The following is a 22,432-nucleotide window of genomic DNA, read 5'->3' as shown; positions in this document are numbered from 1 at the left end:
CCGTTTATTCCGGCTTCGAGGCGAGACTACTTCGCCGCCACCACCGGAATCCCGCGCAACGCCCCCGCGCCCTTGAACGACTCCAGCGCCTCGCGAACCGCCGGACTCGTGCGCGCGTCGAGATTCAGGCGCGCCGCCAGTTCGCGTTCGCTGCGCTTCACCGCCGCGACGTTCGCGAGCTTCACGTGACCGTAGCCGCGCACGCGCTGATGCAGGCCGGCGAGCTTCGCGACGTCGCCGGCGTTCGCGGCGCTGAGTTGCGCGAGCGCGCCGCGCAGCGTCGCTTCGTAGTCGTCGGCGAGCGCGCGCTCCATGCGGCGCTCCAGCGTCTTGCCGAACGGATCGAACCAGGTGCCGCGCAGGCCGCGTCCCTTCTGTAGCAGACCCAGCGCGCTCCAGAGCCATTGGCCGAACTGCATCTTGCGCGGCGGCTGGCCGTTCTTTTCGCGCGCGACGAGCGGCGGCGCGAGGTTGAACTTCACCGTGAAGTCGCTGCCGGCGCGGCCTTCGAATTGCGCTTCGAGCGCCGCGCGGAACGCCGGGTCGCTGTGCAGGCGCGCGACTTCGTATTCGTCCTTCACCGCGAGCAGCTTGTAGAACGTCGTGGCCACCGCGCGCGCGAGCGCCTGCTCGTCGCTCTTGTCGGCATGACGCGCGGCATCCACCAGCGCACGATAGCGCTTCGCGTAACCCGCGCCGCCGTAGGCGAGCAGACGCGCTTCGCGATCGGCGATCAATGCGTCGAGCGTTTGCGTGAGCGGGCGAGTCGCGAGTTTCGCCGCATGCGCGCGCCGCGAATCGAGCGCTTCGAGGGCAGCCGGATCGGCGGCGGCAAGACGGCCGATCGCGAACGCGAACAGGTTCGCCTGCACGGCCACGTTGTTCAGCTCGATCGCGCGCGTGAGCGCCGCGAGCGACACCGGCACGAGGCCGAGCTGCCACGCGAAGCCGAGCATCACGATGTTCGCGCCGATCGTGTCGCCGAGATAACGCTGCGCGAGCGCCTGGGCGTCGCAGCTCGACAGCGGATCGTGCGCCGGCGCCGCTCCGTTGGTTGCCGCGTGACGCATCTTGGCGAGCAGCGCGTCGGCGTGCAGATTCGCTTCGGGGTTCTGCACGAACGACGCGTTGGGAATCTCGTGCGTGTTCACGACGATGCGCGTGCGGTCGTGGCGCACCGTTTGCAGCGCGTCGGCGCTCGCGCCCACCACCATGTCGCAGGCCAGCAGCAGATCGGCCTGCTGCGTGTCGATGCGCACCTGGTTGAGCAGCGCGTCCGTCGCGGCGAAGCGCACGAACGAAAGCACGGAGCCGCCTTTCTGCGCGAAGCCCATGAAATCGAGCACCGAAGCGCTCTTGCCTTCGAGATGCGCCGCCATGCTGATGAGCGCGCCTACCGTCACCACGCCCGTGCCGCCCACGCCCGTCACGAGAATGTCGTAGGGCGCGTTGTCGAGCGGCGTTGCCGGAACCGGCAGCGCGCTCACGCGCGCGGCCAGCGCCTCGGGATCGAATGCCGCGCCCGCCGCCTTCCTGAGCTTGCCGCCTTCGATCGTCACGAAACTCGGGCAGAAGCCGTTCACGCACGAATAGTCCTTGTTGCACGACGACTGGTCGATGCGGCGCTTGCGGCCCAGTTCCGTTTCCACCGGTTCGACCGAAAGACAATTCGACTGCACGCCGCAATCGCCGCAGCCCTCGCACACTTCCTCGTTGATGAAAAGACGCTTGTCCGGGTCGGGAAATTCGCCTTTCTTGCGGCGGCGGCGCTTTTCGGCGGCGCAGGTCTGATCGTAGATCAGCACGGTCACGCCCGGCGTTTCGCGCAGCTCGCGCTGCACGGCGTCGAGTTCGCGGCGATGATGGAACGTCGTGCCTCGCGGAAAAATGCCGTGATGGCCGTCGTACTTCCCGGGCTCGTCGCTCACCACCATGAAACGCGAGACGCCTTCGGCTTCCACCTGGCGCGCGATCTGCGGCACCGAAATCGTGCCGTCCACGGGCTGGCCGCCCGTCATCGCCACGGCGTCGTTGTAGAGGATCTTGTAGGTGATGTTGGCCTTCGCGGCCACGGCCTGGCGAATCGCGAGAATGCCCGAGTGGAAGTAGGTGCCGTCGCCGAGATTCTGGAATACGTGCGGCGTTTTGGTGAACATCGAATGCGAGGCCCAGTCCACGCCTTCGCCGCCCATCTGGATCAGGCCCATGGTGTCGCGCTCCATCCACGAAGCCATGAAATGACAGCCGATGCCGGCCTGCGCGATGGAGCCGTCGGGCACTTTCGTCGACGTATTGTGCGGGCAGCCCGAGCAGAAGTAGGGCGTGCGCTTCACGGCATCGGCGACGTTCGAGAGAATTTGCGGCGCGACGAGATCGACCACGCGCTCGCGGCGGTCGAGCGCGGGCTTGTGTTTCGCGAGCCACGCGGCGAACACCGGCAGAATGCGCGAGGGCCGCAATTCGCCGAGGTCGGGGAGCAGCAGCGTGCCGTCTTCGGCGTGCTTGCCGGCAATCGCGGGGCGCGCGCCGCTCGTGCGGTTGTAGAGATGGTCCTTGATCTGCTGCTCGATCACGGGGCCTTTTTCCTCGATCACGAGCACGTTGTCGAGGCCCGCCACGAAGGCGTCGATGCGCGACATCTCCAGCGGAAACGAAAGCCCCACCTTGTAGATGCGCACGCCCGCCGCTTCGAGATCGGCGACGGTGAGATCGAGCCGGCGCAGCGCTTCCATGAGGTCCAGATGCGCCTTGCCGCAGGTGACGATGCCCACGTTCGCATGCGGGCTGGGCGCGATCCATTTGTCGATGCTGTTCGCGCGCGCGAAGTGGCGCACGGCGTCGAGCTTGGCCGCGAGACGCTGCTCGATGGCGAGGCTCGGCAGGTCGGGCCAGCGGTTGTGCAGGCCGCCCGGCGGCGGCGTGAAACCCGAGGTTTGCGCATCCGGCGCTTGCCAGTCGGTTCGAATGGCGTCGAGGTCGACGGTCGAGCCCGATTCCACCGTCTCCGAAATCGCCTTGAAGCCGACCCACGCGCCCGAGAAACGCGAAAGCGCCCAGCCGTACAGGCCGAATTCGAGCATGTCGGCGATATTCGACGGATTCACGACCGGCATGTGCCACGCCATCATCGCGAAGTCGCTCTGATGCGGCATCGACGAGGAGACGCAGCCGTGATCGTCGCCGGCCACCACGAGCACGCCGCCGTGCGGCGACGAGCCGTAGGCGTTGCCGTGCTTGAGCGCGTCGCCCGCGCGATCCACGCCCGGACCCTTGCCGTACCACATCGCGAACACGCCTTCGACCGTGCGCTCGGGGTCCGCTTCCACGCGCTGCGTGCCCAGCACGGCGGTGCCGCCCAGTTCCTCGTTGATGGCGGGCAGGAAGCGCACGTCGGCGGCGGCGAGCAGTGTCTTCGCCTTCCACGCTTGCTGATCGACCATGCCGAGCGGCGAGCCGCGATAGCCGCTGATGAAGCCCGCCGTGTTCAGCCCACGCGCGCGGTCGAGGGCGCGCTGCATGAGCGGCAGGCGTATCAGCGCCTGGGTGCCGGTGAGGAAGATGCGGCCGCGCGTGGCGGTGAGGTTGTCGGTGAGCTTGTAATCGGCGAGCGGCGGGGAAGCGGGCGAGTCGCCGAAAGCGGGGCGCGCGGTCATGTGGGGGAGTCTCCGTGTTATGCGTTCGCCGGGCGCGCAAGCCCGGCGGGAAAGACTCTATTTTTTCGCGCCAATTACGGAAATTTTTTGCTAACTCTCCGGGCGCAACCGCGAACCGCGCCAAAGCCCGCTCAAGCGAGCCGGCATTCGAGTGGATTCTTTCGTTGTGCGCGCAGCCATGCTTTGACCTATATCAATCGAGGTCCGTAGGGCTTTTCCCCGTCGAAGGGCACGACATCGTGAAAATACGTGTAGTCCAGCGTGCTGACGCCGTCTTCGTCGCGCATCAGGTCGACATAGCGGTAATGCCAGCGGATGTGCTGGTCGGACCAGCTATAGCGCGCCTGCATGGTCTGCGCCGTCGATTCGTCGGAGCCTTCGATCACGACGTGCAGCGAGGCGTTCTGGCTCGCGAGCAGCTCGGCCGTGGCGCCGTGCAGCGGGCTCGATTCGTCGATCACGTGCATGAGATTCCAGCCGAGCGTGAAGAGGGGATGCTGGTCGCGCACGAGCTTGAGGTCGTGAATGCGCCGCGACGTATAGCCTTCGGGCGTGGTTTCCACGCGGATCAGCCGCAGCTTCGCGCCGGCTTCGGCGATCACGTTCTGGCGCGCGTTGGCGGCGCGCACCATCAGCGTGAGGCGGCCTTCGATGGGATGCACGACCGCCTCGCGCGCGAACATGATCCTGGCGCGCGGGCGCGAGAAGCGCGCGAAGATCAGGCCCGTCGCCAACGCGATGCTCGACATGCCCACGAAGATTTCGAGCGTGGCGACGAGGTGCGCGTAGAGCGTTTGCGGATGCATGTCGCCGTAGCCGACCGTGGCGAGCGTTTCCACGCTGAAGAAGAACGCGCCGGGAAAGCCGTGCGGAGACTGGTTCGCGATGGGCGCCGCGCCAAGCTGGTAAAGGCATGCGAACCCGGCGTTGAGCAGCAGGAACAGCGCGGCCAGCGAGGCGAAGAACGTGGACCAGCGCATGGTGAGCGCCGAATGGTAGAAGTCGCCCCAGGTTTGCAGCGGCATGCCGTAGACGAGCACTTCGCGCGCGCCCACGCGCAGCCGGCGTCCCGCGCCGCGCCGCGCCCGCGCGCCGGCGGGCGGCTGCGTGCCCGGCGATCCGGCGGGCGCGGCCTCGGCCTGCTGCGCCGCTTCGTGTGCGGCGACTCGCTCGGGCGTGTCGGGCGTCATGATGGTCCTGTCGATTCGGGGTGCGCAAGGCAAAGAGCGTAGCAACGCCCGGGAGACAGGACAAGCCGGCGCGAAGCCGGGCGATGAGAAACGGGGCGATGAGGAACGGGGCGATGAGAGGCCGGGCGACGAGAAGCGGGGCGACGAGAAGCGGGGCGATGAGAAGGGGCGACGAGAAGCCGAGCGACGAGAAGCGCGGCGACGACGGCGCGGGGTATTTGCCTCGGCGCGGCGACGAGAAACCAGGCGACGAGAAGCCGGGCGATGAGAAGCCGGGCGATGAGAAGCCGGGCGATGAAAAGCGGGGTGACGAGAAGCCGGGCGACGAGAAGCCGGGCGATGAGAAACGCGTCGACGAGAAGCGGGGCGACGAGAAACTAGGCGACGAGAAGCGCGTCGACGACGGCGCGGGGTATTTGCCTCGGCGCGGCGACGCGTGAATACGCGCCAGCGCCGCGGCGCGCGGAAAAACGGCGCGCGGGCGGCCGGAAAAGCCGTCGGGCGCGGCCTTGCCGGAAGCCTTTGCTTCAGGGCCGGCCGTGCGCGCGGGAAAGCCGGCGCTTCAGGAAAACGGCATCGAGCGAAACCGTGCTTTCGTGAAACCGCGTCCGCGAGCCGCGCCGGCGAAACCCCTCGGTCACGGAAAGCCGTGCGGCTTCGGGATGCCGGCGCCGTGATCGATGTCGGCGATCGCCTGGCGGCGCGCGGCCTCGACGGCCTGCGCGGGCGCGTCGAAACCCGCGTTGCCGCCGATCGTGACCCACGTCTGCACCGCCTTGTCGCGATGCGTGATCTGATATTCGGCGTCCCAGCGCGCGCCCTGCAATTCGAGCGGATGCACGTGAATGGCGTAGACGCCGTAGAGAAAGAGCTGTTCGGTCATGATTCACCTCCAGCCGGTTCGCGGTCTCGCGTCCAAACCGCGACGGGATTGCGGCGAAACCGTGGCGAAACCGCGCGGGACTACAGTTCCAGCTCGCCAAGGAGGCGATGCGCCAGCGCCTTGGCTTCCTCGAGAGCTTCTTCCGGCGTGCCCGAGGCCGCTTCGACTTCGTAAAGCGCGTTCTCGAGGTCTTCGCCGTCGTCGCGCGCCAGGGAGACGAGGCCCTGATACTGGCCGGCGTCCATGGGCCGCACCGTGGCGACGGCCGTATAGATCCCCTTGGTGTAGGTGACGTCTTCCATAACCGGCTCCTGTGGAAGGAAATCCCACGCCGATGTAGGGCCGAGGCTGGCGGCGGCGAGGGAAATTCCATGCTAGCACGTTGCCCGCGCGGCTGCGGGGCGCGCACGTGACGGCCGCGTGGCGCGCGTATGACGGCGCACGGCGCGGCGCGCGCCGTGCTCACGGTCGGCAGGCAGGGAAGCCCGGCCTTGACGCGCGACGTAAAGAACGCGAGGTGAGGCGACGCGAGGCGAGGCGCGAACGCGAGGCGAGGCGACGCGCGGCGAACGCGACGCGCGGCGAACGCGACGCGAGGCGAACGCGACGTGAGGCGAACGCGACGTGAGGCGCGTCCTAGTCGGCGATCAGCGCGACCACTTCGTCGAGCGTCGGCGAATACGCGCCCGGACGGCGGCACGCGGCCGCCCCCGCCGCGAGCGCGAACGCGAGATGCTGGCGCCAGTCGCGCTGCGGCGTGCTCATGAGGCTGAACAGCAAGCCGCCGATGGAGGCGTCGCCCGCGCCCACCGTATCCGCCACCTCGACGCGCGGCGGCGCGGCTTCGATCGTTTCGCTGCCCGCGTAGAGCGTGGCCGCCTGCGCGCCGCGCGTGACCAGCAGCGTGGCGGCGGGATTGAGCGCGCGCAGCGCCGCGATGGCGTCCGCTTCGGCGAGGCCCGGAAACAGCATGCGCAGGTCTTCGTCCGACGCCTTGATGAGATCGGCGAGGGCGGCCATGCGGTGCAGGATCGGCTCGTAACCGTGCGCCATCAGGTTGCGGTAGTTCGGGTCGAAGCTGATCTTCACGCCGGCCGCGCGCAGTTCGGCGGCGAGCGTCGCGAGCGTTTCGCCGAGCGGCTGGCGCACGAGGCTGATGCAGCCGAAGTGCGCCCACTTCGCGTGCGCGCGCCAGCCGTCGGGCAGCCTGGCCGGATCGAAGGCGAGGTCGGCGCTGTTGTCGCCGATGAAGTAGTACGCGGGCGGGTGCGTCTCGTGCACGATCGCGAGCAGCGGCGCGCGCTCCACGCGCTGCATGAAGCGCATGTCGAGCCCGGCGGCGACGCTCGCGTTCCAGAGTTCGTCGGAGAAGTTGTCGGTGCCGAGCGAGCCCGCGCAGGCCGTGGGCAAGCCGAGCCGCGCGACCGCGCGCGCGACGTTCCAGCCCGCGCCGCCCGGATGCGCGCTCCAGTGCGAATTCGCGCCGGGCGTGCCCGCGCCGGCGAGCGCATGCGCCGCGCTTTCGGGTGCGCTCGCGCGCACGAGATCGGTGAGGATGTCGCCGGCCGAGATGAAGGCCGGGAAGCCGGAGGAGAAGTCGGGGCCGGTGCCGCAGGTGCTCATCGTCGTAATCCTTATGCTTCGCGTCCGATAACCGGCGCCATGCCGCGTCCCGGCAGGCCGTTCAGCGCTTCGTAGCAGGCGCCCATCGTGTGATAGTCGGTCTTGCCGGCCGGGCTCTTTTCGTCACTGTACTTGCGGTTGTCGCAGGTGAGGATGCGATACCACGCGCCATGGCGATGATCGACGAAATGCTTCCAGCTATAGCGCCAGATTTCGTCGTACCAGTCCCAGAAGCGTTCGTTGCCGGTGCGCTTGCCGAGCAGCGCGGCCGTGGCGAAGGTTTCGGCCTGCACCCAGAAGTATTTGTCGTGGTCGCACACGGTGTAGTCGGGGCCGAAGCCGTAGTAGAGGCCGCCGTGATCGTTGTCCCACGCGTGCGCCATGGCCGCGTCGAACAGTTCGATCGCGCGCGGCAGCAGCCACGGCAGCGGGCGATGGCGTTCGATCAGCAGCAGCAGCTTCGCCCATTCGGTCTGGTGGCCAGGCTGGAAACCCCACGGGCGGAAGATGTTCGAGCTGTCTTCCTCGTTGTAGTGCCAGTCCACCGACCAGTCGGCGTGAAAGTGCTCCCACACGAGCCCTTGCGAGAGCTTCGCCTGGCGCAGCGTGATGTTCGACGCGACGCGCTCCGCGCGGTCGAGATAGACGAGATGCCCGGTCGCCTCGTAGGCGGCGATGAGCGCCTCGGTCGTATGCATGTTGGCGTTCTGGCCGCGATAGCTCGACACGGTCCAGTCGGGCGTGGCTTCGTCGGCGTAAAGGCCGGCCGCGCCGTCCCAGAAGCGGTGCTCCATCAGCTCGAAGGTGGCGGCGATCATCGGCTTCGCTTCCTCGATGCCGGCCATCGCGGCGTGCGCATAGGCGAGCAGCACGAAGGCGAGGCCGTAGCAGTGGCGCGTGCCGTCGAGCACCTGCTTCTGGCCGTCGCGCCAGTCGATCTCCCAGTCGTAGCCCTGAAGCCGCGGGTCCCAGTGGGCGTCGCGCAGGAATTGCAGGCCGTGGCGCGCGTAGTCGAGATGCTGCGGATCGCCGAACTCGCGATACGCCATCGCGTAATTGAAGACGAAGCGGCAACTGCTCACGAGGTGGCGCGAGTGCGCGTTGTAGACGGAGCCGTCGTCGCGGAAATAGTGGAAAAAGCCGCCCGTGCGGTCGAACACGTTGGGCGCGTAGAAGCGCAGCGTGTCCTGAACGTGGCCGAGCAGGAAGTCGCGGTCGCGAAAGCTCGCGACGCGCGGCGCGTCGGTTGGCGGGGAAATCGCTGGCTGTGAAGCGGAAAGCGGAGTGGCGGTCGTCGTCATGGCGTTCTCTTCTTGCTGGACTGCGTACTGGACTTACGGGACGAGGCGTAAACGGTGGATTGTGGCTTCAACGGGTTTTTTGCGGCGCTTCGGCGGCCGGCGCCGCTTGCGGCGGCTCAAGAGCCTCGGCCGGTTTTCGCGGCCTGGCCGGTTTCGCCGATGCGCCCGGCCGCGCGGGCGGGTGCGCTGGCGGCCGCGTCTGGGCGCGCGCGGGCTCGGACGCTTGCTGGCGCGCGTGCGGCGGCGCTGCGTGGCGCGCATCGGCGTTCATGCCGATGGCAGGCGCGCCGGCCGCGCCCAGCGTGCTCGCGCGCGCGACCAGCCGCACCGGCAGGCGGATCTCGCGTTCGGCGGGCGCTTCTTCGAGCAGCAGTTCGACGCCGCGCCGCCCGAGCGCTTCCTTGTCGACGGCGATGGTCGAGAGCGCGGGCGAGACGTGCGTGGCGCCGGGAATGTCGTCGAAACCGACGATGGCGATGTCCTCGGGCACGCGCAGGCCGTTCGCCGCGCACACGCGCATGGCCGCGAGCGCGGCGGCGTCGTTGTAGGCGAACAGGGCGTCGGGCGGCGGCCGCGATTCGGCGCGCGCGGCGTCGATCAGGCGCTGCATCGCGAGCGCGGCGCCGGTGTCGGGATCGAGCCCGCCGTCGATGGTGGTTTCGAGCGACGGATCGAACAGCATGCCCGCCTCGAAGAAAGCGCGCCGGTAGCCGAGCGCGCGCTGCGCGATGCTGAAATGCGCGAGCGAGCCGCCGATGAACGCAACGCGCCGCCGCCCGAGCGCGAACAGATGCTGCATGGCGAGCGCCGCGCCCGCCGCGTTGTCGACGTTCACCGAGCGCAGGCCTGGCGCCCACAGGTCGATCAGCACGAGCGGGCGTTGCAGCGCGACCAGCGCCGCGAGCATTTCCGGCTCGACGAAACCGGCCACGGCGATGGCGTCGGGCGCGTGCAGGCGAAGCTGCTGAACGGTGTCGTCGGCGGGACCGGCGGTGAGGAGCGCGGGCACGATCGCGCGCTCGCGGCAGGCGTCTTCCACCCCGTGCAGCACGTGCGAAAAGAACGGGCTGGCCGCGAAATTGTTGTGCTGGCGATGCAGCAGGAACGTGAGCCGGCGAATGCGCGGCCGCAACTGCGCGACGTCGTAGCCGAGCGAGCGCGCCACTTCCACCACGCGTTCGCGCGTGGCTTCCGATAGCCCCGGCTGATTCTTCAGCGCACGCGACACCGTGCCGATCGACACGTTGGCCGCCTGCGCGACGTCACGAATGGTCGTCCCCATGATCCTTGCGTGTTCCGCTGCGTCCTTCGATGTGCGGGCGATTGTATAGTAAAAATCGCGGAGAGAATCCCGAATCGACGCTGGAAAAGCGCGGTAAATACCCGTAATACGGGTATTAAACGCAAATTCACGAGTTTAGTAAAATAAACTAAACAGCGATTTTCGACTCGGGCACGGCGGTTGCGGAATGACGAGCGCAATCACTTAAACTTTCGGAGGCATCATGCTTGGCACCCTGCTTCTGGTTGTTCTGATCCTGTTGCTCGTCGGCGCCTTTCCGGCATGGCCGCATAGCCGCTCGTGGGGCTACGCGCCATCGGGCACGCTGGGCGTCGTGCTGATCGTCGTCATCGTGCTGGTGTTGATGGGGACGATATGACCGCCCGCGCTGCCCGGTCGGCGGTTGGATCGGCCAGCGCCTGAAAAACTAGAAAAACAAACGGGCCGGCGCGCGGTATGACCGCGCGGCCGGCCCGTTTCCTTTGGGAATCCAGGCGAGGGAAAGCGATGCGTGCGCCGCCTAGCGGCCGCCGCCGGCGGCGCTCGCGAGCGCGGGAAGGCGCTCGCGGCTTTCGCTGCCCTCGATGACGAAAAGCCCCGTGGCTTCCTGTTTCGCGCGCCGCTTGGCGAGCGCCGCGAGCGAGGCGATGGCGTCGCTGCCGTGGCGCGCGCCTTCGCCGGCGGCCACGCGCACGCAGCCGATCGCCATCGTGACGAAGGTGAAAAAGGCGGGATGGCCGTGGCGGTCCTCGCCGTGGATGCCGCCCGCCGCGCGATCCTCGGGCGCGTAAAAGCGCAGTGCGCCCTCGTTGAACGTGGCGATCGCACGGCAGGCGCGCTCGCGCCAGCTTTCGCTCTGGAACAGGATCAGGAAGTCGTCGCCGCCCACGTGGCCGAGAAAGTCGCGCGTGGGATCGCACACGTCCGCGAGCGCCTGCGCCGCGAACTTCAGCACTTCGTCGCCTTGCCAGTAGCCGTACTGATCGTTGAACGGCTTGAACTGGTTCAGATCGACATAGCACGCATGAAAGCCCGCGTCGTGCGAGAGCAGCCGTTCGATGTGCGAGCTGAGCGGAATGTTGCCCGGCAAAAAGGTGAGCGGATTCGCGTAACGCGCCGCCTGAATGCGCACTTCGGTCACGGCGCGCACGAGGCTTTCGCCGGTGCCGAGCCCGGCGTAGCGGCCGTTTTCGGTGATGACGAAACCGTCGGCGAGATAGCGCTGGTCGTCGCTTGCCAGCAGCGCCGCCATCTGCTCGACGCTCATGGTCTGCTCGATCAGCACGGGCGAGCCGTTCGCGAACTGCATGCACGCCTTCTTGCCGAACAGCTCGCGGTGATACGGCAGCGCGTAGCGGTCCATGAACGCGCGGCGGTTGAGCAGCGCGATGGGCGTTTCGCCCTCCACCACGGCCACGGCGTGCAAGTCGGGGCGGCTGTTGAACAACTCCAGCACGTCGTTGTTGGTGGCGTTGCGCGGCAACGCGGGCGCGCGCACGAGCATTTTGCCGGCGGGCGCGGCGTTCGCCGACTGCGTGGCGGCGCTGCGCGTGGCTTCGGGAAACACGGCGATATGGTCCGCGCGAATCGCCTCGCGCGCTTCGGGCGCGAGCACGCGCAGCGGCTGCGCTTCGGGGCGGCCGAAGAAAAAGCCCTGGCCGCAGTCGATGCCCATGTCGCGCAGCACGATCAGGTCGGCGGCGTTTTCGATGCCTTCGGCCACGAGCCGCGCGCCGCTCGCCTGCGCGAAATGCCGCATGGCGCGCACGGCCTCGAACTTGAGCGGATCGTTGGCGATCTCGTGGATGAAGAAGCGGTCGATCTTGACGATGTCGGGTCGCAGCGTCGCCCAGAGGCTCAGGCTCGCGTTGGCGGTGCCGTAGTCGTCGAGGGCGAACTGCGCGCCCGCCGCGCGCAGGCGTTCGACGACGAGCGCGAAGTTGCGCAGATCGTCGATGGCGCTTTGCTCGGTCAGCTCGATCACCACGCGCGCCGGATCGAGCGGCCCGTGGAAAAGGGCGAGCGAGCCGTCGCCGCCGGGGCCGGCGGCGTCGGCGAGCTGGCGCAGCGCGTCGGCGCTGAAATTGAGGAACAGCTTGCCGGGGCAGTCGAGCGCGGCGAACGCCACGATGCAGGTGCGCGCCGCCTCGCGTTCGAGCGCGGTGGCGCAGCCTTCGGCGTGAGCGCTGGCGAACAGCGCGGCGGGAGATTCGAGCGCCGAGCCGCACGGCCCGCGAATCAGCCCTTCGTAACCGAGGATCGCGCCATTCTCGAAATCGACGATCGGCTGAAAAACGGCGCGCAACTGGCGCTGGGCGATCAAAGCCCCAACACCGGGCGCGGCGCTGGGGAGTGGCGCGCAAGCAGACATGAACAGGCCAGGACGGGCGTAGACGTTGAACTTAACAGCGCATGATCGGATGAATTAAGTGAAATTTTGGTGACAGCGGGAGCGGTTCCGGCCCGCCGAAGGCGCGCAACCGTTTGCGCGCGGCTCATGCGTTGCGCATGAGCGTCACTTGCGTGCCGGACATGAGAAAAGCGGCGCCCGGATCGATGCGGTGCGGAGGCGGTCCGGGGCCGCTGAGTGGAGGCTTGGGGCGATGGCGGTGGCAGACGCCGATGGCGATGGCGATGGCGATGCCGATGTCGATGCCGATGTCGATGCCGATGTCGATGCCGATGGCGATGCCGATGGCGATGCCGATGTCGATGCCGGTGGCGATGGCGATGGCGATGGCGATGGCGATGGCGATGGCGACGTCAGGCCGATGCCGATGGCGATGCCGATGGCGAGGCCAGAGCGAAGGCGATGCCCGCGCCCTCGCACAAACCCGCGCCAACTCCGACGCCAACTCCTCAGCGGCGCGCCGCCGCCGCGCGCTCGCGCGAAGCCGCGGCGGCGTTCGACGTCGATTCGTCGCCCTGGCTCGCCTCTCGCTCGGCGCTCAGGTCGCGCGCGCCCCAGCGTTGCGCGAGCGCGGCGCACACCATCAACTGCATCTGGTGGAACAGCATGAGCGGCAGCACCACGGCGCCCACGGCGTTCGACGCGAAGATCACCTTCGCCATCGGCACGCCGGCGGCGAGACTTTTCTTCGAGCCGCAAAAGATGATGGTGATCTGGTCCGCGCGCGTGAAGCCGAGCTTCTTGCTCGTGAACATCGTGATGCCGAGCGCGAGCGCGAGCAGCACCGCGTTCACCACCAGCAGACCGCCGAGCGCTTCGAGCGGAATGTGATGCCAGAGCCCTTCGTTGACGGCTTCCGAAAACGCGCCGTACACCACCAGCAGGATCGAGCCCTGATCGACGAACTTGAGCACGCTCTTGTTGCGCTCGATCCAGCGGCCGATCAGCGGACGCAGCAGTTGCCCCGCGACGAACGGCACGAGCAGTTGCAGCACGATGTTCCCGACCGTATGCCACGCCGAGCCGCCGTTCGCGTTCTGACTGGTGACGACGAGGCTCACGAGCGCGGGCGTGACGAAAATGCCGATCAGGCTCGACGCCGACGCGCTGCACACGGCCGCGGGCACGTTGCCGCGCGCGATCGACGTGAAGGCGATCGACGACTGCACCGTGGAAGGCAGCGTGCAGAGGAACAGCACGCCGGCGTAGAGCGCGGGCGTGACGAGCGGCGAAAGCACCGGCTTGAGCACGAGGCCCAGCACCGGAAACAGCACGAAAGTGCTCGCGAGCACGACCAGATGCAGGCGCCAGTGCGTGGCGCCCGCGACGATCGCTTCGCGCGAGAGCTTCGCGCCATGCAGGAAGAACAGCAGCCCGACCGCGATATTGGTGAGCCAGTTGAATGCGGTGGCGGCCTGACCGTGAACGGGCAGCAGGCTCGCAAGAATCACCGTGCCGACGAGGCACAGCGTGAAGTTATCGGGCAGGAATTTCGGGCGGGCCATCGGACGTATCTCTAATGCGCGACTCGGGCGCGCGGGGCGCGAGCGCAGCGCGCGGTCGAAAACGAGGTTGCAGATGCAAAACGCTATTGTCCGCGCAGGACGATTGAAAAAGCAAATTCATTTGAAGCATTGATTAATGATAAAGCAGAATGTATTGCGAAATTAAATGCAGCTTCCGTGTCTTGACGAGCGAACTCGCGAGGCCCGTTCCCGGCGCAGCCGGAACATCCACAAGACGCGAAACTCCGGCCATTCTTCATACTTTCAGACCGTCGCGCGCGCGGTCCTGAAAGCCTCGCGCAGCGGGCCTTCCGGCCCTGCGACAGAGCCCATTCGATACCAAAAAACCGTGCAGTAACATGGTGTTACAACCGTTCGGGCGGCATAACACTTTTTGGCTCGACACCTATCCGGGGCGCCCATAAATTACCGTGAAAGGAATGTGCCGGCCGTTGCGCCGGCAATCGTTACGCACTGCGGTCCTGCACCGCTGATCCGCAACCTGCGGCGCGTGGCGGCCTTCCAGCAATGGCGCGCCATGGCCCGAGTGGCGCGCCGCCATGCGGATCGTCGGGCAGGTGAAACGTCACAATGCACGCAGGGTTGTCAAAACTGGGACGATGGGTTCTGGGCGCCGGACTGGCGTCCTTCGCGGTATTGGTCCATGCCCACCCCGCTTTTTCCGCTCGCGGCGGAGGCGGATTCGCGCGCGCGCCCGAAATGCGTTCGATGCCCGGCTGGGGCGGCGGCGCGCGCGGCGGCAATACCGGTTATCCGATGCGCGGCGTCATGAGCGGCGCGGGCAATGTCCACAGCGCCGTGTTCAGCCCGCGCGTGCCCGGCGACCAAGCCATGCGCGCGCCGTCGCGCGTGCCCGGCGACCAAGCCACGCGCGCGCCGTCGCGCGTGCGTGTTGCCGACCAAAGCGGTCATCGCGAACGCGGCGCCCGCGCGGCAGGCACATGGCAAGGCGCCGTGGAAGGCGCGCCGGCCGTGCGTCATTACGGCGGTGCGTCTTACGGCAGTTTCGGCGATGGCTATGGAAACGGCTACGGGAACGGCTATGGAAACGGCTATGGGAACGGCGGCAGCGGCGGCAACGCGCGCGGCGGCGGCAATCCCATCACGCCGGTGAGCGCCGAAACGCGCCAGGTTCCGCATCCTCCGGCCGATTCTCCGGTGCGCGCGGGTTCGATCCGCGAAGATGTTGCGCGCTACAACGAAGAACGCGCCGCGTTCCGTCCGCTCCAGCGCGGCGGCGGCGACGTGCCGCGCCCGCCGATGCCTTCGCCGTACCGCAACTGAGTCCCGCTATTCGCATCGTGAAGTCGCGCGATTGAATCCGCGCCGCGCAATGCGCGCTGTGATTCGACGCCGCCGTGGGGCCGTAACCCGGCTCCGCAAATAGCTTCGCACCGGCTTTACACGGCTTCACACGGCTTCGCTCCTCCGCTCGATTTCGCGACCCGGCTCCGCAACGTGGAGCCTTAACCGTGCGCGCCCCGATCCCCGCTTTACACATTCCTTTCGCGCCCGCGCTTTAGCCGCATCGCGCGCCTCCCCGTATTGCCCATCCGCAACGCCGTTCACGCGCCCTCGCCGGCGCCTCGGCCGTAATTTGACGCGTGGATACCACACTTTTTTGGAAATCTCTCGTCATACATAAGCCTTTCGTCATCAAATCTCGACTTCGTTACGGCGGCGCGTCATTCACGCCTCGCGAGTTCCGGCAGAATGCCCGCCCGCGCGGGCCCACGGCGCATCGAACGGCGTGCTGCGACGCGGCGCAACGGGGCCGGAAGAGGGAATAGACAGGTTTTTTCCGCGACAAACTATTCCCGCCGATATACCGGCGATAACACCCAATATTTTTGACCGTAAAAATGGTCCGCAAAGATGGACCTGCCCAAAACGATCTGGAAAGCGGCCCCCCACTGCGAACGACGATAAACAAGGCCTCAAGCCAAGCCGCCTACTTTTTTTGACAAAGACTGGAGAACCCATGAACACCACCAAGAGCCGCGCGCTGCGCACCACCCTGAAGGCGAGTGCGATCGCCGCCGTTCTTGCCGCCGCATCGTCGTCGGCATTTGCGCAGTCGAGCGTCCAGCTCTACGGTCAGGTCGACGAATGGGTCGGCGCCACGCGCTTCCCCGGCAGCCAGACGGCGTGGAACGTGGGCGGCGGCGGCATGTCGACGTCGTACTGGGGCTTGAAGGGCTCCGAAGACCTCGGCGGCGGCTACAAGGCGATCTTCACCCTCGAAAGCTTCTTCCGCGCACAGAACGGCAACTACGGCCGCTTCACCGGCGACACGTTCTTCGCGCGCAACGCATACGTCGGCCTCGAGTCGCCGTACGGCACGCTCACGGCGGGCCGCCTGACGACGCAACTGTTCGTCTCGACGATTCTCTTCAACCCGTTCATCGACTCGTACACGTTCTCGCCGATGGTGTACCACGTGTACCTCGGCCTTTCGACGTTCCCGACCTACACGACCGACCAGGGCGTGATCGGCGACTCGGGCTGGAACAACGCCGTGCAGTATTCGACGCCGAACTTCAACGGTCTGTCGGGCTCGGCCATGTACGCGTTCGGCAACCAGGCGGGCGAGAACGGCCAGAAGAAGTGGAGCGTTCAGGCGCTGTACTTCCACGGCCCGTTCGCGGCCACGGCCGTGTATCAGTACGTGAACTTCAACAACACGCCGGGCGACATCGGCAGCATCGTGAGCGGCGACGCGACCGTCGTCGGCATCAAGAGCCAGGGCGTCGCGCAAGTCGGCCTTTCGTACGATCTCAAGTACGTGAAGTTCTTCGGCCAGTACATGTACACGGCGAACTGGGAAGACATCGGCAGCTTCCACGTGAACACGGCGCAAGGCGGCGTTTCGGTGCCGGTCGGGCCGGGCACGGCAATGGCCTCGTACGCGTACTCGCGCGACACGGGCGGCCTGAACCAGACGCACCAGACGGCCGCCATCGGCTACGACTACGCGCTCTCCAAGCGCACCGACCTCTATGCGGCCTACATGTACGACCACTACGACAACATGTCGAGCGGCATGACCTACGGCGTCGGCATTCGCGCGAAGTTCTAAGCGCGCTCGCCGCCTTCGAAACCCCGCGCCCGCGTGAAGCGGCGCGGGGTTTTTTATCGTCCGCGTTCGACGGGCGAATGCGCGTTTGCCTACCGGCATTTGATAAACCGCGCAAAATAACGCCGATTGATTCCCTCCCATTGAGATCGAAAGGCGCGCGATGGATACCCTCGTCAGCATGAAAACGTTCCGCCAGGTGGTGGAGGCGGGCAGTTTCGTCGCGGCGGCGGAGCGCATGGGCATGTCGGCGGCGATGGCGAGCAAGCACGTCGCGCATCTGGAGCAGCAGCTCGGCGCGCGCCTGCTGAACCGCACCACGCGCCGCGTCGCGCCGACCGAAGCGGGCCGCGAATACTACGAGCGCGTGGCGCTTGCGCTCACCGAACTCGACGAAGCCGCGCAGGTCGTGGGCGCGGCGAGCGTGGTGCCGCAAGGGCGGCTGCGCGTGTCGTCGCTGACGGCGTTCGGGCTGCGGCACGTGATGAGCGCCGTGGCCGATTACGCGGCCGAGTTCGCGCAAGTGACCGTCGACATCACGTTGTCCGACCGCGTGGTGGAACTGATCGACGAAGGCTTCGACGTGGCGATTCGCGCCGCGCCTTCGGGGCTGAAGTCGTCGTCGCTGATCGCGCGGCCGCTCGCGAGCGCGCATATCGTGCTGTGCGCCGCGCCCGACTATTTGCGCCGACACGGCATGCCGAAGAACGTCGCCGATCTCGCGCGCCACCGCTTCGTGCAATACGCGGGCGCTTCGGCGCAGGAACTCGCGCTGTTCGCCGATCACGCGGGCGCCGAAAGCGCGAAGACGAAGCCGGGCGGCAACCTCATCGTCAATCATCTCGAAGCCATGCGCGTGGTCGTGCTGCAAGGCGGCGGGCTTTCGATGCTCGGCACCGAGGTGATCGGCGACGACATCGCCGAAGGCCGCCTCGTGCCGCTGCTCGTGGACGCGCTGCCGCCGCGCGAGTTGCCGATTTACGCCGTGTACGCGAGCCGCCGCCATCTTTCGGCGAAGGTGCGCTCGTTCGTGGATTTTCTGGCCGCGCGATTTTCCGGTCACGCGCTGTGGCCGGACGTGGCGGCGATACGCGCGGCGGCGGCGCGCGCGCAAGCCGGGTGACGCCGGTGTTCCGCGTGATGCCGCGGTTTTTGCGGTGGGTGCGGCTTGGGCGCGGCGTTGGTACGGCGTGGAGGCCGCGCGCAAGCCGGGTGACGCTGGCGTTCCGCGCGATGCCGCGGTTTTTGCGGTGGATGCGGCCTGGATGCGGCGGTTGGTGCGGCGTGGAGGCGCGCGCAAGCCGGGTGACGCTGGCGTTCCGCACGATGCCGCGATTGTTGCGGCATGGGTGCGGCATGGATGCGGCGTTGGTACGGCGTGGATGCGCGCGCAAGCAGGTTGACGCCGGTGTTCCGCACGATGCCGCGATTGTTGCCGCATGGGTGCAGCGTTAGTGCGGCGTGGATGCGGCGTTAGTACGCGTTAATGCAGCTTGAAATTACTGCACGCATCGCTGCTTTATCGCCGCGCTATTGTCCTTTTGCCGCCGCTTCGTCGCCGCTTCACCCGCCGGACGCGCCTTACCGCGCGCCCACGCCCAGCCGCGTTTTCGCTTCGTCGTACTCGCGTTTCAGGCGCGCGACGAGTTCCGCGACGGACGGCACGTCGTCCATCAGGCCGACGCCCTGGCCCGCGCCCCATACGTCCTTCCACGCCTTCGCCTTCGAGCTGCCCGCGCCGAAGTCCATCTTCGACTTGTCCGATTCGGGCAGCGCTTCGGGATCGAGCCCGGCGTTCACGATGCTTTCGCGAATGTAGTTGCCGTGAACGCCCGTGAAAAGATTCGTGTAGACGATGTCGGCGGCCTTGGCTTCGACGATCGCGTGCTTGTACGCGTCCACCGCATGCGCCTCGCGCGTCGCGATGAAGCGCGTGCCCATGTAGGCGAGATCGGCGCCCATCGCCTGCGCGGCCAGAATCGAGCCGCCGTTGGCGATCGCGCCCGAAAGCACGATCGGCCCGTCGAACAGGCGGCGCACCTCGCCAACCAGCGCGAACGGCGAAGTCGTGCCCGCATGGCCGCCCGCGCCCGCCGCGACGAGAATCAGCCCGTCCACGCCCGCTTCGAGCGCCTTGCCCGCGTGGCGCAGATTGATGACGTCGTGCAGCACGATGCCGCCGTAGCTGTGTACGGCGTCGAGCAGTTCCCTAGGCGGCGCGCGCAGGCTCGTGATGAAGATCGGCACCTTGTGCTCGACGCACACGCGCACGTCGTGTTCGAGCCGCGCGTTCGACTGATGCACGATCTGGTTCACGGCGATGGGGCCGATCACGGCGTCGGGGTTCGCGGCCTTGTGGGCGGCGAGTTCAGCCTGGATCTGCGTGAGCCATTCGCCGAGCAGCTCGGCCGGGCGCGCGTTGAGCGCCGGAAACGAACCGACGATGCCCGCCTTGCACTGCGCGAGCACCAGATCGGGATAGCTGACGATGAACATCGGCGAGGCCACGACGGGCAGCGCGAGGTTTTGCAGGACGGCGGGCAATGCCATGTGAGAAGTCTCCGTGTGAGGCCCGCGAGCGAAGCGCGGGCGGCTTGGGTTGCGCGGTGTTGCGCGGCGGCGGCGCGGTTTCGAAGGTGGCGACGCGCTCCGGCGCGGACGCGACCGCCGGTTTCGGCCCGCGCTGCGGCATTGGCGGGCGCGTCGCACGCCTTTGCTAACGATCGTTCGATTATAGGCCGCAGGTTGGCGCGGCACGGCGGCCGGGACATTGGAGTGAGTGTTCGGTTTCTACGCCGGCGGACCCGAAAGCCGCCGGCGCCGCGCGCGGCGCTCATACAATGTCGGGAGACCAACAAGCCGAAGAGACCCGCGCCATGCCCTTCGATGGATTCCAGCCCTTCAGCGTTCGCACCGCGAGCGGCGTCGACATCTGCGGAGTGAAAGGCGGCGACGGCCCGCCGCTCCTGTTGCTGCACGGCCATCCGCAAACGCACGTGATCTGGCATCGCTGCGCGGACGCGCTCGCGCGGCACTTCACCGTGACCGCCACCGACCTGCGCGGCTACGGCGCCTCGTCCAAACCGCCTGGCGACGCGAGCCATGCGGCGTATTCGAAACGCGCGATGGCCGCGGATCAGGTCGAGGTCATGCGCCACTTCGGCTTCGAGCGCTTTCTGGTTTGCGCGCACGATCGCGGCGCGCGCGTCGCGCATCGCATGGCGCTCGATCATGCGCAAGCCGTCGAACGGCTGATGCTGCTCGACATCGCGCCCACGCTCGCCATGTACGAGCAAACCGACCGCGAGTTCGCCACGCTCTATTTCCACTGGTTTTTCCTGATCCAGCCCGAGCCGCTGCCGGAAACGCTGATCGCGGCGAACCCCGACGTTTATATCGAGCGCGTGATGGGCAGCCGCCACGCGGGTCTCGCGCCGTTCTCGCCCGACGCGCTCGACGCGTATCGCGCCGCGCTGCGCCAGCCGGGCGCGGTGCATGCGATGTGCGAGGATTATCGCGCTTCGGCCACCCTCGACCTCGAACACGATCGCGCCGATCTCGAACGCGGCAACAAGGTCGCGTGCCCGCTGCGCGTGCTGTGGGGCGAGCAAGGCGTGATCGAGCGCTGCTTCGACCCGCTCGCGGAATGGCGCAAGGTCGCGCGCGACGTGAGCGGCCGCGCGCTGCCGTGCGGCCACTACATTCCCGAGGAGGCGAGCGACGCGCTCGTGGAGGAAATGCTGGCTTTCTTCGAGACGACCGAGCGCTGAGTGGAGGCTGGAGGCCGGGCGCGCGGTTTGGGCGGCGGTCGGGCAAGCGGACGGTTTCGTGGCGAGCCATGCGGCGAGCGACGCGACAGACGACGCGATGCGGACGCGGTGCGAGCCGTTCGCCGAAGCATTCGGTAGAACCCTTCGGCGCGTTGTGCCTTGAACGGCAAACGGCAAACGGCAAACGGCAAACGGCAAACGGCGCGACCAAACTGCGCGGCCAAACTGCGCGGCCAACCGAACAGCGATCTCGCAGCGCCCCCGCAACGGTCCCCCGCCGTGCGCTGGCGCAAAGCCATTCGCGCCCCGGCCGCATAATGTGGCGATGCCCACCCGCCACGCCCAGCGCATGACGCCCCCGCACGAATCTCCCGCCTCGACCTCTTCCCGCGACGAAGCCGAACTCGCGCGCGCCAAGCGCCGCGCGCTGCTGCTGCTGATCGTCGCGGCCATCGTGTTCGTCGGCACCGCGCTTTCGCCGCCCGGCCTCGTGATCGACGGGGTAAAAGCCGTGAGCGAAGCCGCGATGGTGGGCGCGCTCGCCGACTGGTTCGCCGTGGTCGCGCTGTTCCGGCGCGTGCCCATTCCGTTCGTTTCCGCGCGCACGGGCGTGATTCCGCGCAACAAGGACCGCATCGCCGACGAACTCGCCGTGTTCGTGCGCGACAAGTTTCTCGACGTCGGCTCGCTCGTCGGGCTGATCCGCCGTCACGATCCCGTCGAGCGGCTGGCCGTGTGGCTCGCCGCGCCAGAAAACGCGCGCCATCTCGGCGGCTACGCGGTGCGCATGATGTCGGGCGTGCTCGGCTTCACCGACGACGCGCGCATTCAGGCGTTCATCCGCGACGGCCTGCACGCGGCGCTCGCGCGCGTCGATCTCTCGAAGTCGGCGGGCGCGCTGCTCGACACGCTCACGAAAGACGGCCGTCACCAGGAATTGCTCGACCAGATGCTCGATCAGCTCGGCGCGCTGTTGCGCGACGAAGGCACGCGCACGTTCGTGGCGGCGCGTATCGTCGACGGCCTGAAGGGCGAGTTTCCGAAGACGGAGAAGTTTCTGCCCTCGGAGTGGATCGGCGAAAGCGGCGCGCGCGTGCTGGAAAGCGCGGTGAACCGCCTGCTGCTCCAGGTGAGCGAGGACCGCGAGCATCATTTGCGGCAGAAGTTCGACGAAGTGGTCGACAAGCTCATCGTGCAGCTCAAGAGCGATCCCGCGTTCTTGCGCAAGGGCGAGGAACTGAAGGCGAGTCTGCGCGAAGGCAGCGCGCTCAACGACTACACGCGCGAACTGTGGGACAGCCTGCGCGCGTGGCTGCGCGACGACCTCGCGCGCGAGGATTCGTCGCTGCACGCGAAAGTGGCCGCGACGGGGCGCTGGCTCGGCGAAACGCTGGCCGCCGACGCGGCGTTGCGCGCCTCGATCAACGCGCATCTCGAAGACGCCGCGCGCGCCATGGCGCCCGATTTCGCGCGCTATCTCACGCATCACATTCGCGACACCGTGCGCAACTGGGACACGCGCGACACGGCGCGGCTCATCGAATTGAAGATCGGCAAGGACTTGCAGGAAATACGCGTGAACGGCACGGTGATCGGCGGCGCGATCGGGCTCGGGCTGTATCTGTGCTCGCACCTGTTCGAGCTGCTGCGGCTGCATCTCGGCTATTGATCGGGAATCCGAAATAAATCGGCGAGAGTAATCCGCGAAGTCGCATGGC

General features: G+C 67.5%; 17 protein-coding genes and 1 pseudogene. 7 read left to right on the top strand and 11 right to left on the bottom strand.

The window, feature by feature from the left end:
* Positions 1 to 26 precede the first annotated feature (26 nt).
* Entirely contained in the window at positions 27 to 3,653 is a 3,627-nt protein-coding gene (locus U5805_RS12300; RefSeq protein ID WP_322103748.1) for an indolepyruvate ferredoxin oxidoreductase family protein, read from the bottom strand.
* Positions 3,654 to 3,841: 188 nt separating this feature from the next.
* Complete coding sequence (locus U5805_RS12295) at positions 3,842 to 4,843, bottom strand: ion channel (protein ID WP_322103747.1); 1,002 nt, start codon at positions 4,841 to 4,843, stop codon at positions 3,842 to 3,844.
* Positions 4,844 to 5,001: 158 nt separating this feature from the next.
* On the opposite strand from U5805_RS12295, the gene U5805_RS12290 reads away from it, so the two are divergent.
* Entirely contained in the window at positions 5,002 to 5,283 is a 282-nt protein-coding gene (locus U5805_RS12290) for a hypothetical protein (RefSeq protein WP_322103746.1), read from the top strand.
* Between the two features lie 197 nt (positions 5,284 to 5,480).
* Here U5805_RS12290 and U5805_RS12285 read toward each other — a convergent pair whose 3' ends face one another.
* The 5 genes and pseudogenes from U5805_RS12285 to U5805_RS12265 form a co-directional block, all read right to left on the bottom strand.
* Positions 5,481 to 5,726, bottom strand: coding sequence for a hypothetical protein (locus U5805_RS12285; RefSeq protein ID WP_322103745.1), 246 nt, complete (start codon positions 5,724 to 5,726; stop codon positions 5,481 to 5,483).
* 80 nt (positions 5,727 to 5,806) lie between these two features.
* Entirely contained in the window at positions 5,807 to 6,028 is a 222-nt protein-coding gene (locus U5805_RS12280; RefSeq protein WP_322103744.1) for a hypothetical protein, read from the bottom strand.
* Between the two features lie 334 nt (positions 6,029 to 6,362).
* Positions 6,363 to 7,349, bottom strand: a complete 987-nt coding sequence (locus U5805_RS12275) for a carbohydrate kinase (RefSeq protein ID WP_322103743.1) — start codon at positions 7,347 to 7,349, stop codon at positions 6,363 to 6,365.
* Positions 7,350 to 7,360: 11 nt separating this feature from the next.
* Positions 7,361 to 8,650, bottom strand: a complete 1,290-nt coding sequence (locus U5805_RS12270) for an AGE family epimerase/isomerase (protein WP_322103742.1) — start codon at positions 8,648 to 8,650, stop codon at positions 7,361 to 7,363.
* Between the two features lie 280 nt (positions 8,651 to 8,930).
* A pseudogene (locus U5805_RS12265) lies at positions 8,931 to 9,932 on the bottom strand (LacI family DNA-binding transcriptional regulator); the annotation flags it as partial.
* Between the two features lie 223 nt (positions 9,933 to 10,155).
* Between U5805_RS12265 and U5805_RS12260 the strand changes: the two are divergent.
* Positions 10,156 to 10,311 carry a DUF3309 family protein gene (locus tag U5805_RS12260; RefSeq protein ID WP_322103741.1) on the top strand — a complete coding sequence of 52 codons (156 nt, stop codon included), beginning with the start codon at positions 10,156 to 10,158 and terminating at the stop codon, positions 10,309 to 10,311.
* Positions 10,312 to 10,452: 141 nt separating this feature from the next.
* On the opposite strand, the gene U5805_RS12255 is transcribed toward U5805_RS12260, so the two are convergent.
* The 3 genes from U5805_RS12255 to U5805_RS12245 all read right to left on the bottom strand — a co-directional run bounded on the left by U5805_RS12255 (position 10,453) and on the right by U5805_RS12245 (position 13,847).
* Positions 10,453 to 12,303 (bottom strand): phosphodiesterase, encoded by a 1,851-nt coding sequence (locus tag U5805_RS12255; RefSeq protein WP_322103740.1) that lies wholly within the window; start codon positions 12,301 to 12,303, stop codon positions 10,453 to 10,455.
* Between the two features lie 124 nt (positions 12,304 to 12,427).
* The gene (locus U5805_RS12250) at positions 12,428 to 12,775 is read right to left on the bottom strand and encodes a hypothetical protein (protein WP_322103739.1); all 348 of its coding nucleotides are present in this window, start codon (positions 12,773 to 12,775) and stop codon (positions 12,428 to 12,430) included.
* Positions 12,776 to 12,791: 16 nt separating this feature from the next.
* Positions 12,792 to 13,847 carry a bile acid:sodium symporter family protein gene (locus U5805_RS12245; protein ID WP_322103738.1) on the bottom strand — a complete coding sequence of 352 codons (1,056 nt, stop codon included), beginning with the start codon at positions 13,845 to 13,847 and terminating at the stop codon, positions 12,792 to 12,794.
* Between the two features lie 720 nt (positions 13,848 to 14,567).
* On the opposite strand from U5805_RS12245, the gene U5805_RS12240 reads away from it, so the two are divergent.
* The 3 genes from U5805_RS12240 (at position 14,568) to U5805_RS12230 (ending at position 18,067) form a co-directional block, all read left to right on the top strand.
* Positions 14,568 to 15,152 carry a hypothetical protein gene (locus U5805_RS12240; RefSeq protein WP_322103737.1) on the top strand — a complete coding sequence of 195 codons (585 nt, stop codon included), beginning with the start codon at positions 14,568 to 14,570 and terminating at the stop codon, positions 15,150 to 15,152.
* Between the two features lie 697 nt (positions 15,153 to 15,849).
* The gene (locus U5805_RS12235; RefSeq protein WP_322103736.1) at positions 15,850 to 16,947 is read left to right on the top strand and encodes a porin; all 1,098 of its coding nucleotides are present in this window, start codon (positions 15,850 to 15,852) and stop codon (positions 16,945 to 16,947) included.
* 160 nt (positions 16,948 to 17,107) lie between these two features.
* Positions 17,108 to 18,067 (top strand): LysR family transcriptional regulator, encoded by a 960-nt coding sequence (locus tag U5805_RS12230; protein WP_322103735.1) that lies wholly within the window; start codon positions 17,108 to 17,110, stop codon positions 18,065 to 18,067.
* Between the two features lie 458 nt (positions 18,068 to 18,525).
* On the opposite strand, the gene U5805_RS12225 is transcribed toward U5805_RS12230, so the two are convergent.
* The gene (locus U5805_RS12225) at positions 18,526 to 19,494 is read right to left on the bottom strand and encodes a nitronate monooxygenase family protein (RefSeq protein WP_322103734.1); all 969 of its coding nucleotides are present in this window, start codon (positions 19,492 to 19,494) and stop codon (positions 18,526 to 18,528) included.
* A gap of 326 nt (positions 19,495 to 19,820) precedes the next feature.
* On the opposite strand from U5805_RS12225, the gene U5805_RS12220 reads away from it, so the two are divergent.
* Positions 19,821 to 20,714, top strand: a complete 894-nt coding sequence (locus U5805_RS12220; RefSeq protein ID WP_322103733.1) for an alpha/beta hydrolase — start codon at positions 19,821 to 19,823, stop codon at positions 20,712 to 20,714.
* 349 nt (positions 20,715 to 21,063) lie between these two features.
* A complete protein-coding gene (locus U5805_RS12215) occupies positions 21,064 to 22,383 on the top strand; it encodes a DUF445 domain-containing protein (protein WP_322103732.1) in 1,320 nt (439 codons plus the stop codon).
* The last annotated feature ends 49 nt before the right edge of the window (positions 22,384 to 22,432 follow it).

The organism is Paraburkholderia sp. J41, from assembly GCF_905220235.1.
Classification (GTDB): Bacteria; Pseudomonadota; Gammaproteobacteria; order Burkholderiales; family Burkholderiaceae; genus Paraburkholderia.
The sequence above is the reverse complement of the archived record's forward strand: the minus strand, read 5'-3'. Positions and strand labels throughout refer to the sequence as shown.